Below are 12,599 nucleotides of genomic sequence, written 5' to 3'. Positions count from 1 at the left end.
CGACACTTTTGGTCGAAAAAACCCAAAACTAAAAAAACAAAAAATCCAAAAAGTTAATATAATTCTGACTTGTTGCTTTTGCAACGGTCTTTAATATTGTTCGTTTTACCGCAGAGCTGCTTCTTTAGTTATTCACCATTAAAGTAAATATCAACCTTTTCATTTAATCATTAATATTGTTCGTTTTACTGCAGAGCTGCTTTTTTAGTCATTCACTATTAAAGTATTTATCAACTTTATCATTAATATTGTTCGTTTTACCGCAGAGCTGCTTTTTTAGTTATTCACTATTAAAGTAGATGTTACTATACAAATTTTGTAATTAAGCTCTTTTTCACGACAACAAGGCCTGTATTTTCTTTGGCAACTTACTCAACACCAGCATTCTGGATTTAACAATACACGCTTTCAATTCCTGATCCGGCATCACCCCCAATGACAGCACCGTTACCCATTGTTTTTTTGCAAAATGTGGCGCTTGCTGAATACAATCGCGCGCAACCAGTTCATCAAAATCTTCAGGATCGCATTTAAAAATCACACCGCCCTCATCCAAAGAAGTGATGACATAAATTTTTTCTGAAATCATAAAACAAAGTTTATCGCCCCATTTCAAGCCTTCAGTGGTACCCGGCAATGAAAGGCAGAATTCTCTAAGCATTTCAATATCCATAGTTTGTTTATTAATGACTAAAGTTATGCAGCTTTCTGTTAAATTTGAAGAAATGAATAAAATAATCCTAACGGCAGACGGTTCCAACACCTTATATAATGAAACAATTGGCGAGCACTACCATTCCAAACATGGTGCTGTGCAAGAAAGTTTGCATGTTTTTATTGATGCAGGATTAAAAAAAGCAATTCAAGAAAGTACAATACCTACAGTAACTATTTTAGAGGTCGGTTTTGGCACCGGGCTTAACTACATATTAAGCGTGAACCATTGCCTGGAACATGATATACAATTAAATTACACTGGCATTGAAGCCTTCCCTATCAGCAAGGAAGAGTTATTACTCACTAATTATGGTAATTATGTGCCCGCACCCGTTTGGGAAAGCTTAACTGACAATTATGAACAAGCAATTGGACATCCTGTTAAACTCTTTTCAACACAACAACTGGAAATTACCTTAAGTACCCTGGCAGCATTCAAAAGCAAGTTACTGTTTGATGTGATCTATTTTGATGCCTTTTCCGTGCAGCATCAACCCGAAATGTGGACAGACGAAATTCTGGCTCATACCTGTAGTTTCCTTAAAACCGGTGGTATTTTCGTAACTTATGCCATCACCGGAAATTTAAAAAGAGCCCTAAAGAAAATCGGCATGACTATAGAGAAGCTCCCAGGCGCACCCGGAAAGCGGGAAATGTTAAGAGCAACTAAAGGTTCTTTAACCATAATAGCGTAAAAAACATAAAATTATTAACCATGGAAAAAAGAAAAATAGGTAATTCAGATTTACTTGTAGCCCCAATTACTTTTGGAGGCAACGTTTTTGGTTGGACCATAGATGAGGCAACATCCTTCGAAATATTAGATGGCTTTGTTAAAGCAGGTTTCAATTTTATAGACACTGCAAATTCATACTCCCGGTGGAAACCCGGAAATAAAGGCGGAGAGTCTGAAACTATTATTGGCAACTGGTTAAAAGCACGTAATAACCGAGAGCACGTTATTATAGCTACAAAAGTTGGCGCTGATATGGGCGAAGGCAATAAAGGCTTGTCGGCAAAGCACATTACTCAAGCCGTAGAAGATTCTTTAAAGCGATTGAAAACTGACTATATAGACCTCTATCAATCTCATTATGACGACCCGGAAACCCCCATTGAGGAAACACTGGAAACTTATGACACCTTGATTAAAGCCGGAAAAGTTCGCTGGATCGGGGCCTCAAACTACAGCCCTGAAAGGTTATTAGCAGCGCTGGAAAGCAGTAAAAAAAATAACCTTCCCAGCTATCAATCTTATCAGCCCGAATACAACCTCTATAACAGGAGCAAATTCGAGAATGATTTTGAACAGATTTGTTTGAGTCATAACCTGGGTGTTATTAATTATTACGCTTTAGCCAGCGGATTTTTATCAGGAAAATACCGCTCTGAAACAGATTTAAATAAAAGTATGCGGGGCGCCGGCATTAAAGGGTACCTCAACGACAGAGGCTTTACCATTTTAAAAGCATTAGACCAGGTTGCGGCACAATACAATTCTACTCCTGCAAGTGTGGCCCTGGCTTGGTTAATTACCCGCCCAGCCGTTACTGCGCCAATTGCTAGTGTAACCAATTTGCAACAGCTGGCAGCACTTACACAGGCAGCAGCATTAAAATTAGATAAGGCAGCAATAGCTTTATTGAACGAGGCCAGCGACTGGCGATAAGTAAAAAAGTACCCTAATAAAACCTTAATTTATTACTTGAAAAACAATAAAAATGCCAAATAATATCGCCCCAGAAAGTGCACCAGATCCCGCTTCAGCATTCCTTAGGTTATTAACCGTTTTAGACACCCTGCGCACGCAATGCCCATGGGACAAAAAACAAACTATGGAAAGCCTAAGGCACCTAACCATCGAAGAAAGTTACGAACTAGAGGACGCCATATTAGAAGGCGACCAATTGGAAGTGAAAAATGAACTCGGTGATTTGATGATGCACCTTGTATTTTATGCCCGAATTGCAGCAGAAAAAGGATATTTCACTATTGTAGATGTCCTAAATGGTGTGTGCGACAAGCTCATTATCCGCCATCCTCATATTTATGGTGATGTAGAAGTGGATAATGAAGAAGATGTGAAACGCAACTGGGAAAAAATTAAACTTAAAGAAGGCAATAAATCAGTATTGGGTGGCGTACCCGTAGGTTTACCTTCTTTAGTCAAAGCCAGTCGTATTCAGGAAAAAGCAAGAGGTGTAGGTTTTGACTGGGCAAATAAAAACCAGGTTTGGCAAAAGGTGGAAGAAGAACTTCAAGAATTCAAAGCAGAATTTAATGTAGCGGATAATACAGCCATTGATGCTGAAAAAGCCGAAGGTGAGTTTGGAGACCTCCTTTTTTCTTTAATCAATTATGCCCGTTTCATCAACATCAACCCAGAAAATGCTTTAGAAAAAACAAATAAGAAATTTATTAAACGTTTCCAGTACCTGGAAGAGAAAGCTAAAGAAAATGGCAAAGCCTTAGAAGACATGACCCTTGAAGAAATGGATGTCTATTGGAACCAAGCAAAAACCCTATAGCTTTAAAATTGCAAATGGAATCGCAAATTAATATGATTTTTGCGATTCCATTCCTAAAACTTTGGCTTTAATTACAAAAGCCTTTAACTATGCTTTTTCTTCATGGTCATTATTGCCTTCTGTCCAATACCATAGTTGTATGTTTTGGTATTTCCTTCTTTTTTATCATGAAAAGCCCCACCACCGCTTTTAGGCGGTTCATTATTTTCCTTTACAATCCTACTTTTATCAATGGCCGATTTTTTAACCACCTTATCTACCACCAGCCCTTCGGGTAATTCCATTACCTGAATTTTAGCACCAATTGACTGTTCGATCTTGCGAACATCTACCAGCTCCGCATCTGTAGAAAAAGTGATGGCCACCACCTCTTCTGTACCTGTTTTCACAATCCTGCTTAAGAAAGTTTCTTTTTGTTCTGGCACTTCCAAATGGAATATAAAGCCGATACCAGAAAGATCTAAAGCTCCTGAACCTTCATTGGCCACAATTAAAACTCGGGCTCCAGGAGTTTCCTTGAAATCTTCGATGTGATCAAAACCATCCTCATCAAAAAATAAAGGATTTAATACCGCAACATCACCCGGTTTACGGGAGAATAAATTCTTACCCAACTGTTGTGCTGTTAAACGTGTATTTACAAAAACTACTACCTTATCAAACACCTCATCATCTCTCAGCAACAAGTTCAATAAATTAATTTTTGTCTTGAAATTTTGAACTTGATACAATAACAATTCATGAGTTGAAGCCTTCGTTTCACCCAATTCTTCGACTTCTATAAGGGTTGGAAAATTCAAAAACTGATCTACCATTTGGTGCAGCTTATCATGAACCACTGTAGTAAACACCAGATGCTGGCATTTGCCCGCACTCCTTGCCAATTCACAAACTGGTAATTGCATGCCCTGTTTCAAAATAACCTCCGCGTCATCTACAATAAACATTTGGAGTTTACTTAAATTTAAGCCTAACTTCAAATAAATTGCACGGGCACGTGTTGGTGTAGCAACAACAATATCAACGCCGTCGGCCAAATCACTAATATCCGAATCCATACCGCCCGTACCATGTAAACCTATAATACACAGGTTCCTGTTTTTGCTTAGCTTCAAAAACTCTGCAAATACAGCCTCTACCCTTTCTTTATCAGGCACCAGAATTAAAAACTTTGGCGCCTGGTCTGCACCATACTTTAAACGCATTAAAACGGCAAGAACATAGTTTGTTGTTTTACCACTGCCCCCCGGACTAACAGCAATAATATCTTGCCCACCCATAATTCTGGACATGGTTTTAGCTTGAATTTCTTTGGCAGATATGTATCCGGCATCGGTCATTGCGACTACCAGGGGCTTGCTTAGTTTTAATTTATCTAAAGACACAGTTTCTTCTATTAAATGATATTGCAGCAAATTTACGGAAATTAAAAGTACTCTGTATAAAAATCACCTATACTTGTAAAATACAACCAATAAACTGATGAAAATATTACTTTTTCTCGCCCTTATCACAACGACATTCTTGAGTTGCAAAAAAAATACCGATCCCTTACCCCTCAACGGAACTTATTCAGGTCAATTTATTCATGGCACAAAGGGTTACACTACTAACAAAGTTGTTGAGGTTAATTTTAACCGGAGTAATTATGTAGCTACAAAAGGGTCAGGAACCTTCCTCGTTCAGCAAAACAACATCATTAATTTTAGCGATAAAAATATGTGGGCAGCTAATTTCGATTGGAATACCATTTTAAATGGCGAATACAGTTATGAAATTAAAAGTGATAGTCTGATTCTGACAAAATTATTTTGGTATAGTGGACGCGCTGAATTGGCATACGGTATCGCCGTTGTTTCCCAATACCGCTTAAAACTCAATCCATAATTAAAATATATTTTTGTAATTTTATACCATGGGAATACGATCAGAAAAACGGAAAGTGATGCAGCAAATCGTAACTAAAGATGATACCAGTCTCGACTTAGATCCAGAATCTTTGTTAGCTAAAGGTGATTTACATTGGTTTGATGTTCTGAGCAAAAAGAAGCTGCCCGAAAAAGAAGAGAAAACTGATACGCCAGATGAGAGTGACGAAGGTAATAGTGCGGTATAGCTAATAACAAAGCCTGACCAAAGACCGACCTTATAGGGAGCTGATTCGGACCTCGTAGCGGATAACCCGAATGAGGTCAGGCTTATGTCCGATCTATGTCCGTTTTTAGTCTTTCTAAATAGCAACCAAAACAATCGTTAAAAGTAAAGGTCTTTATAGCTATCTTTAACTCTTAATTTCAGTTAGGATTAAAAAATTTTAAAATTCCAACAACTGCTTTAGAAAAAACAAAATCCTTAACCTTAATTATTTGTTACTGTTATTAAACACCATAAAGATGCAATACGACTTATATCAACCTAAAAACATTTATAAATGCTAAACGTAATTTTAGTTGACGATGACAATTTAGTTAGGGAAGGCATAAAAATGATATTAACTGCTAATGATAGCGTTAATGTAATGGCCGAAGCGAGCAATGGCGTTCAGGTTATGGCATTGCTAAATGAAGGTCTAGTACCGGATATAGTGATTACAGACATCAGCATGCCGGAAATGGATGGAATTACGCTGATTACAGCTATCAAAAAAATTCATCCTGATATAAAAATCGTTATGCTGACCGTATGTGATGTGAATAAGTCTATTCAGCAGTCTTTTACCGAAGGGGCTTCTGGCTTCTTGTTGAAAACAGTCCATCCCCAAGAACTCATTTTTGCCTTGAATCAAGTAAGTGCTGGCATTCGTTATATTTGTTCAACTTTAACGATGCAGCTATTGGATCGCTCTATGGAGTTAGCAAATATCCAAGCTGTTTCCACTGATTTAAATGTTGAATTTAATACCCGTGAAATGGAAATCCTGAGGCTTGTTGCAGAGGGCCTAACCAACCAGGAAATGTCTGATAAACTTTTCCTCAGTAAAAGAACAATTGAAGGGCACCGCCAAACTTTGATGGAAAAAACACACAGCCGAAACACCGCAACCTTAATAAAATTTGCAGTTTTAAATGGAATGATACAGTAAAATTACCAGAGCATTGTTTATATAAAAAAGTATTTATTAAAAAATAACCTGAGTTAGCCTTCGTCTGGCGGTGATTGTTTTATAATTGGAGACATAAAAAATAGTGTCGTAAACTTTTTCTGAATTTACAAAAATCCAGGAGTCATCTTGAGCATGGTCTACGGATATTAATATCAAGCTGTTATTTAAAACGGATGGCTTTTAAAGGTGATATTTTGCTGACCAAAAGGGATGGTAATATCAAAACCAGCAAACAAATTACAAGTGTAACAATGTTGAGCAATAAAACATCCATAAAATGCAATTCTATGGGCACATAATTGAGGTAATAGGAATCTTGGTCTAAATGAAAAACATGTGTATACTTTTGCAAAAAACCTAAGCCCAGACCAAGGATATTTCCCAGTAATAAACCAATACCGACCAGGTAAGCTGCATTATAAAGGAAAATTTTAATAATGCTGTAATCGCTCATGCCGAATGCTTTCAACATACCAATCATATTGGTCCTTTCTAAAATCATGATCAGCAATGCTGTAATCATGTTGATTACCCCCACAATCATCATTAATATCAAAAGTACTTTTGTATTCACATCCAGCAGAGAAAGCCAGGTAAAAATATTAGGAAAATACGCTCTCACGGATTCAGATTTCAGGGTAATATCGAGTTTATCATAGATGCCATTAGAAACCTCATCAAGCTTCGAGAAATCTTTTATTCCAATTTCTATTCCTCCAATTTCATTAGGCTGCCAGTTGTTTAACCTGCGGATAATGTTGATATGTCCGATTACAAAATTCTTGTCGATTTCTTCTACGCCAACATCATAAATGCCGACAATCATAAATTTGCGTTTACGAGGTGGATCCTGTACAAAATGCATGATGAAATCATCGCCTACCTTCAACTTCAGTCGGTTAGCGGTAAAGTGAGAAATTAAAATCTGTTGTGAGGCTTTGGTACTATCTGTAAAGTCTATGGTGCGCCCATTAACCAGGTGTTTATTGATGTAATTCCAGTTATAAGTTTCATCAATACCTTTAAAATTGATGCCTTCAACTTCATCATTCGCAGAAATAATGGCTGGTTTAGTAGAATAAGGCTGAAAGTATTCAATTTGAGGGTTTTCTTTAAGCGCTTTTAAAGTTGCTGCATCAGGTGCAAAAGGTGCCAGCTCGAAAGAGTTGTTTAAGTCCATTTTAAAGATCCTCACATCACCAACAAAACCACGTACTTTATCCTGAATTTCTGTTTTAAATCCCTTTATAATGGCTATAGAAAGCATCATGACGGCAAGGCTAAGCATTACACCCGCTATAGCTATGCGTACAATCAGTTTTGAAAACGTTCGCTCTGCTTTTACAGAGATCTTTTTGGCGATAAAGTATTCTATATTCAAATCTTTTGCAGTTGTTTTTATTCACAAAAATACACTTATTCAAACTAATTTTTCAGCGTTTTAAGATCATCTTAATTTTTACTTCCTTTAATTTGGCGGCCCACTTGCTCACTATAAGTGCTGTATATTTTCTATCATTTTGAATATGATACTAAATGAATCATTTTTTATTAAGTTTGTCCATAAATATTGTTAGCTCGGTATATTTGAATGAAGTCATTTTTAATTTTCCAATGGCCTATTTATTAAAAAAGAAATCCCTATGAAATCAACCTTATCCTTATTTATACACCTTAGTTTAGGCGTAATCACCCTACAGGCTTGCGGCACTAAAAAGCCATTTCCTTTACAGGCAGGTGTGCCAAACCCTTATACCATTAAGGCGCAAAACATTGATAAGCCAAAAGACGCTAAATTATTAACCGGCGCAGAACAAACGGCTAAATACTTACCCTTATTAAAAGGTAAAAGAGTAGGAATGGTAGTCAATCCAACTTCTGTAATTGGCAACGAAACCGCAGTTGACAGCCTTTTAAAACGAGGTGTTAATATCGTTAAAATTTTTGGTCCGGAGCACGGTTTTAGAGGCGATGCTAGTGCTGGTATAAGTGTGGCTGACGCTGTGGATACTAAAACAGGTATTAAAGCAGTGTCTTTATATGGAAAACATTCCACACCTACAGCAGCAGATTTAGCCGATGTTGACATAATGGTTTTTGACATACAGGATGTTGGCGTTCGTTTTTACACTTACATCAATACCTTGCAGCATGTAATGGAAGCATGTGCTCAAAACAACAAGCCTTTGTTAATATTAGATCGTCCAAATCCTAATGGTTTTTACATAGATGGCCCCATCCTGGATCCAAAATTGGTTTCCGGCATTGGTTTACAACCCATTCCTATTGTTCATGGTTTAACCGTTGCAGAATATGCACAAATGTTAAATGGAGAAGGATGGTTAAAAAACAAAGTTAAATGTGAGATCATCATCATTAAAGTAGCTAATTATAACCATAATATTCCTTACAACTTACCTGTTAAACCTTCACCAAATTTAAATACAGACCAATCCATCTTATTATATCCAACATTATGTCTTTTTGAAGGCACCTACCTGAGTCAGGGGCGTGGTACACAATTTCCTTTTACAGTGTTGGGTGCACCGGCTTTAAAAGGTAAATACAAATTCAATTTCACGCCAAAAAGCATTAAAGGGATGGCAGAAACACCTTTACACCAAGACCAGGCTTGCTATGGAATGGACCTGAGAAATTACAATACAGAAAACATTAGAAGAGATAAAATGTTAAACTTGAACTGGCTGATTGAATTGTATAACGCTTACCCAAATAAAGCTGATTTTTTTAACTTCAAACTGAGCAAGCAAATGGGTAATTTCGATAAGCTAGCAGGTGCATATAGCTTAAAGCAACAGATCATTGCTGGAAAATCTGAAAAAGAAATACGTGCAAGTTGGGCACCAGAACTTACTGAATATAAAACCATGCGCAAGAAATACTTATTGTACCCTTAAAAATTGTATGATGGATAACGAACCTAAAAAGAAAAACGAAAAACCCAGCAGTAACTATCAGGAAGAAATTCCAAAAGGTAAAGTTCCTGAGGGAGAAAAAGCTGTTAAAAAAGCGGAAGATCTAAACTATACGCAGGAAGAAGCTGAGTTTAAAAACATGGCTAAAAGGAAAGAAAATGGAGAACAGCCTGTAGATCCTATAAAAACACCCCCGACTAAAGATTAATTTATTCAATATTAAATTGCGAAGGTATTTTGATTGCTATTTGTTTTCAAGATACTTTCGGCAATTTAAAAACAAATACAAAAACATGAGAATAGTTTTTATGGGGACGCCCGATTTTGCCGTTGCTTCTTTGGCTGCTCTAGTAGATGCAGGTTTTGAAATAGCTGCTGTAGTTACCGCTGCAGATAAACCAGCTGGCCGCGGACAAAAATTGAGTGAGAGTGCCGTTAAAAAATATGCTGTAGAAAATGGCTTGAAAGTTTTACAGCCAATGAAACTTAAAGATCCTGAATTTATCACCACATTGCAAGCCCTCCATGCAGATTTACAGGTTGTGGTGGCCTTCCGTATGCTGCCAGAAATAGTTTGGAATATGCCACCAAAAGGCACCATAAACCTTCATGCTTCGCTTTTACCGCAATACCGTGGCGCTGCGCCAATTAACCATGCCATTATTAATGGCGAAACCGAAAGTGGTGTTACCACCTTCTTCCTGAAACAAGAAATTGATACAGGTGATGTAATTGAAGCTAGAAAGGTTGATATAGCCGAAACTGATACTGCTGGCGACCTTCACGACAAGCTCATGGCTGTGGGTGCTGGACTGCTTGTTGAAACCGTTAAGGCTATTGAAAAAGGTGATTTTAAAGAACAACCCCAAGAAATAGACTATGATGTAAAACATGCGCCTAAAATATTTAAAGATTTTTGTAAAATAGATTGGAATCAACCGATTAAAACGGTTTATAATTTAGTTAGAGGTTTAAGTCCTTACCCAACAGCTTTCACCACGCTTAACGACAAAACCCTGAAGATATTTGAGGCTGATATGGAAGTTAAGGAAACAGGAATTGTTGCCGGAGGCTTACTTACCGATGGTAAAACATTCTTGAAATTTGCCGCTAAAGATGGTTTTCTAAAACTGAAGAATTTACAATATGAAGGAAAAAAAAGAATGACAGTTGAGGAATTTCTTAGAGGAATGCGGTTGTAAAAACAACAGCATTCTTTAAATTTCGTTCAATAATCCGCTTAGGATTTTTGCATTCTCATTAAAATACCGCTTGCGGCCATAACCCATTACCCAACGGATGCCTGCAACGGCATTGGTAACGAAAACTTCATCTGCTTGCCGCAACACTTCTGGATTCAGTTGGGCCTCAACAATAGAGATATCATTGGCCTTAGCCAACTGCATTACCACCTTCCGCATCACACCGCTAATGCAGCCTTCAGATAATGCAGGAGTATAGATTTGTTTTTCATAAACAACAAAAATGTTAGAGCTGATGCTTTCACAAATAAAACCATGCTGGTTTAACAAGATAGCTTCATCAAGCTTATGCTGCTTTTTATATAAACCTGCCATTACATAAAGTAATGCACTGCTGGTTTTTAAATTGGAAAGTAAGTTTATCGGTTTGGTAATTTCATTGTAAACATCGACAATCAAACCTTTCTTATTAATTTCGTATTGGTTGTCGGCTAATGGTGTAGCTTCCAGAATATACCCATATTTGTTACTATTAGGCGTATATAGGCCATCACCAGCTCTATATACAGAAAGCCGGAATTTTACATTATCTTTAATTTTATTTTTCTTGCAAAGCTCAGCAGTCTTTTGCTTCAGAAAATATTCATCCAGCAGGCTACTTCCATCTATTTTCAACGCTTTCATACCCTCACTAAGCCTATCAGCATGCAATTCAGGGAAATTAAGTTTTCCATTATTCATCCGGATGGTTTCAAACAAACCATCACCATAGCGAAAACTACGGTTGCCCGAAATGAGTGAAGGATGATTTACGTTGAAAAATTCGTCGTTATGTAAAATATATTCTTGTTGTTGCATTTAATAAATTGTACGATTGATGAAGCTTGTACTTTATGATGGTAATACGATGTAATTTCTCCATTTCTGAAGCACTGCATCAAAATCAACCGGCAAAGGTGCATCAAATTCCATGTATTCCTTTGTTGTAGGATGTATAAAACCAAGTGTTTGCGCATGTAACGCTTGTCGGGGCATGATTTGAAAACAATTGTTAACAAATTGCTTGTATTTAGTAAAGGTTGTACCTTTCAAAATTTTATCGCCCCCGTAATTGGTGTCGCTAAATAAGGGATGTCCTATATGTTGCATGTGTGCTCTAATTTGGTGTGTACGGCCGGTTTCCAGCTGACAACTGATTAAGGTAACATATCCTAAACGTTCTATTACCTTAAAATGTGTTACAGACCACTTGCCTTTTTCTTCATCATCATAGATATCCATGATGATCCTGTTTTTTACACTCCTGCCAATATAGCCGTTTACAGTACCATCCTCTTCGATATCACCCCAAACCAAAGCTAGGTATTTACGTGTAATACTATGGTCAAAAAACTGTTTAGCAAGTTTAGTCATCGTAATTTCGTTCTTACTGATCAAAAGTAAACCAGAAGTATCTTTGTCGATGCGATGTACCAATCCAGGTCGGCCTTCATTTCCTGGCAACTCTGGAAGCTGCTCAAAATGGAAAGCAAGGGCGTTGACTAAGGTTCCAGTATAATTATTGAATCCGGGATGCACCACCATACCGGCTTCTTTATTGACTACCAATAGATCTTTATCCTCATAAATAATGTGGAGTGGCAAATCTTCAGGGTAAACTTCAGTATCTCTAGGGGGATGTGGAAAAACAATAGAAATTTCATCTGCAGGTTTAACCTTATAACTTGGTTTAATAGGTTTCTGGTTAACCAGTACATTCCCTGCATCTATCGCATTTTGTATTCTGTTACGTGATGCGTTTTCTAAACGATGCATCAAAAACTTGTCAACCCTTAATAAAGATTGTCCTTTATCTACAACAATATTAAAATGCTCATATAAATCCTGCTCCTCTAATTCCAGTCCTGCATTGGTGTTTTCCATGGTACAAAACTAATCTTTAAGAATTACATATTTAAAAAGAAAATGGCTTACATTTTGATGACTTTGCCCTAGCGACCTATTTATCAGTACAATTATCAAGACCGTTGCAAGGCAATATGTGATTTAACTAATTGATTAACAATAAATTACACTTGTTTTTTTTGTTATTTAGGATATTTTTATGTATTTT

At 37.1% G+C, this 12,599-nt stretch carries 14 protein-coding genes; 9 read left to right on the top strand and 5 right to left on the bottom strand.

The genetic code is table 11. From position 1 onward, the window contains the following. Positions 1-334: 334 nt before the first annotated feature. Entirely contained in the window at positions 335-673 is a 339-nt protein-coding gene (locus AAKU52_RS16255; protein WP_354335479.1) for an MmcQ/YjbR family DNA-binding protein, read from the bottom strand. 52 nt (positions 674-725) lie between these two features. Here AAKU52_RS16255 and mnmC2 point away from each other — a divergent pair, with 52 nt between their 5' ends. Genes mnmC2 through mazG form a run of 3 tightly spaced genes read left to right on the top strand, consistent with a single transcriptional unit; the run spans position 726 to position 3,245 of the window. Beyond that, positions 726-1,412 carry a tRNA (5-methylaminomethyl-2-thiouridine)(34)-methyltransferase MnmC2 gene (mnmC2, locus tag AAKU52_RS16250; protein ID WP_354335477.1) on the top strand — a complete coding sequence of 229 codons (687 nt, stop codon included), beginning with the start codon at positions 726-728 and terminating at the stop codon, positions 1,410-1,412. 20 nt (positions 1,413-1,432) lie between these two features. After that, the gene (locus tag AAKU52_RS16245) at positions 1,433-2,386 is read left to right on the top strand and encodes an aldo/keto reductase (protein WP_354335475.1); all 954 of its coding nucleotides are present in this window, start codon (positions 1,433-1,435) and stop codon (positions 2,384-2,386) included. Positions 2,387-2,438: 52 nt separating this feature from the next. Further along, positions 2,439-3,245, top strand: coding sequence for a nucleoside triphosphate pyrophosphohydrolase (mazG, locus tag AAKU52_RS16240; protein ID WP_354335474.1), 807 nt, complete (start codon positions 2,439-2,441; stop codon positions 3,243-3,245). Between the two features lie 83 nt (positions 3,246-3,328). Here mazG and AAKU52_RS16235 read toward each other — a convergent pair whose 3' ends face one another. Beyond that, positions 3,329-4,630 carry a DEAD/DEAH box helicase gene (locus tag AAKU52_RS16235; RefSeq protein ID WP_354335473.1) on the bottom strand — a complete coding sequence of 434 codons (1,302 nt, stop codon included), beginning with the start codon at positions 4,628-4,630 and terminating at the stop codon, positions 3,329-3,331. 97 nt (positions 4,631-4,727) lie between these two features. Between AAKU52_RS16235 and AAKU52_RS16230 the strand changes: the two genes are divergently transcribed. The 3 genes from AAKU52_RS16230 to AAKU52_RS16220 all read left to right on the top strand — a co-directional run bounded on the left by AAKU52_RS16230 (position 4,728) and on the right by AAKU52_RS16220 (position 6,327). Further along, on the top strand, positions 4,728-5,132 hold the full coding sequence (locus AAKU52_RS16230) for a hypothetical protein (RefSeq protein ID WP_354335471.1): 405 nt from the start codon (positions 4,728-4,730) through the stop codon (positions 5,130-5,132). A gap of 28 nt (positions 5,133-5,160) precedes the next feature. After that, on the top strand, positions 5,161-5,361 hold the full coding sequence (locus tag AAKU52_RS16225) for a hypothetical protein (RefSeq protein WP_354335469.1): 201 nt from the start codon (positions 5,161-5,163) through the stop codon (positions 5,359-5,361). Between the two features lie 315 nt (positions 5,362-5,676). After that, entirely contained in the window at positions 5,677-6,327 is a 651-nt protein-coding gene (locus AAKU52_RS16220) for a response regulator transcription factor (RefSeq protein ID WP_354335467.1), read from the top strand. Between the two features lie 181 nt (positions 6,328-6,508). Here the strand turns inward: AAKU52_RS16220 and AAKU52_RS16215 are convergent, their stop codons facing one another. Then, a complete protein-coding gene (locus tag AAKU52_RS16215) occupies positions 6,509-7,729 on the bottom strand; it encodes an ABC transporter permease (protein WP_354335465.1) in 1,221 nt (406 codons plus the stop codon). 262 nt (positions 7,730-7,991) lie between these two features. Here AAKU52_RS16215 and AAKU52_RS16210 point away from each other — a divergent pair, with 262 nt between their 5' ends. From AAKU52_RS16210 to fmt, 3 genes are all read left to right on the top strand, one after another. Continuing rightward, a complete protein-coding gene (locus AAKU52_RS16210; protein WP_354335463.1) occupies positions 7,992-9,266 on the top strand; it encodes an exo-beta-N-acetylmuramidase NamZ family protein in 1,275 nt (424 codons plus the stop codon). Positions 9,267-9,273: 7 nt separating this feature from the next. After that, the gene (locus AAKU52_RS16205; RefSeq protein ID WP_354335461.1) at positions 9,274-9,492 is read left to right on the top strand and encodes a hypothetical protein; all 219 of its coding nucleotides are present in this window, start codon (positions 9,274-9,276) and stop codon (positions 9,490-9,492) included. 85 nt (positions 9,493-9,577) lie between these two features. Further along, positions 9,578-10,486: a methionyl-tRNA formyltransferase gene (gene fmt / locus AAKU52_RS16200; RefSeq protein ID WP_354335459.1), complete on the top strand. Its 909-nt coding sequence runs from the start codon at positions 9,578-9,580 to the stop codon at positions 10,484-10,486. A 15-nt stretch (positions 10,487-10,501) separates the two neighbouring features. On the opposite strand, the gene AAKU52_RS16195 is transcribed toward fmt, so the two are convergent. After that, entirely contained in the window at positions 10,502-11,344 is an 843-nt protein-coding gene (locus AAKU52_RS16195) for an aminotransferase class IV (protein WP_354335457.1), read from the bottom strand. Positions 11,345-11,377: 33 nt separating this feature from the next. Beyond that, on the bottom strand, positions 11,378-12,409 hold the full coding sequence (locus AAKU52_RS16190) for an RluA family pseudouridine synthase (protein ID WP_354335455.1): 1,032 nt from the start codon (positions 12,407-12,409) through the stop codon (positions 11,378-11,380). Positions 12,410-12,599: the final 190 nt, after the last annotated feature.

This window comes from Pedobacter sp. CG_S7 (assembly GCF_040544395.1).
In the GTDB taxonomy this organism is placed as follows: domain Bacteria; phylum Bacteroidota; class Bacteroidia; order Sphingobacteriales; family Sphingobacteriaceae; genus Pedobacter.
Note: the sequence above shows the minus strand (reverse complement) of the source record. Positions and strands in the feature narration are given on the sequence as shown.

Bases quoted from the DNA above. Each gene is read 5' to 3' on its own strand.
- AAKU52_RS16255 (WP_354335479.1), bottom strand. From the start codon at position 673: ATGGATATTGAAATGCTTAGAGAATTCTGCCTTTCATTGCCGGGTACC.
- mnmC2 (WP_354335477.1), top strand. From the start codon at position 726: ATGAATAAAATAATCCTAACGGCAGACGGTTCCAACACCTTATATAAT.
- AAKU52_RS16245 (WP_354335475.1), top strand. From the start codon at position 1,433: ATGGAAAAAAGAAAAATAGGTAATTCAGATTTACTTGTAGCCCCAATT.
- mazG (WP_354335474.1), top strand. From the start codon at position 2,439: ATGCCAAATAATATCGCCCCAGAAAGTGCACCAGATCCCGCTTCAGCA.
- AAKU52_RS16230 (WP_354335471.1), top strand. From the start codon at position 4,728: ATGAAAATATTACTTTTTCTCGCCCTTATCACAACGACATTCTTGAGT.
- AAKU52_RS16225 (WP_354335469.1), top strand. From the start codon at position 5,161: ATGGGAATACGATCAGAAAAACGGAAAGTGATGCAGCAAATCGTAACT.
- AAKU52_RS16220 (WP_354335467.1), top strand. From the start codon at position 5,677: ATGCTAAACGTAATTTTAGTTGACGATGACAATTTAGTTAGGGAAGGC.
- AAKU52_RS16210 (WP_354335463.1), top strand. From the start codon at position 7,992: ATGAAATCAACCTTATCCTTATTTATACACCTTAGTTTAGGCGTAATC.
- AAKU52_RS16205 (WP_354335461.1), top strand. From the start codon at position 9,274: ATGATGGATAACGAACCTAAAAAGAAAAACGAAAAACCCAGCAGTAAC.
- fmt (WP_354335459.1), top strand. From the start codon at position 9,578: ATGAGAATAGTTTTTATGGGGACGCCCGATTTTGCCGTTGCTTCTTTG.
- AAKU52_RS16195 (WP_354335457.1), bottom strand. From the start codon at position 11,344: ATGCAACAACAAGAATATATTTTACATAACGACGAATTTTTCAACGTA.
- AAKU52_RS16190 (WP_354335455.1), bottom strand. From the start codon at position 12,409: ATGGAAAACACCAATGCAGGACTGGAATTAGAGGAGCAGGATTTATAT.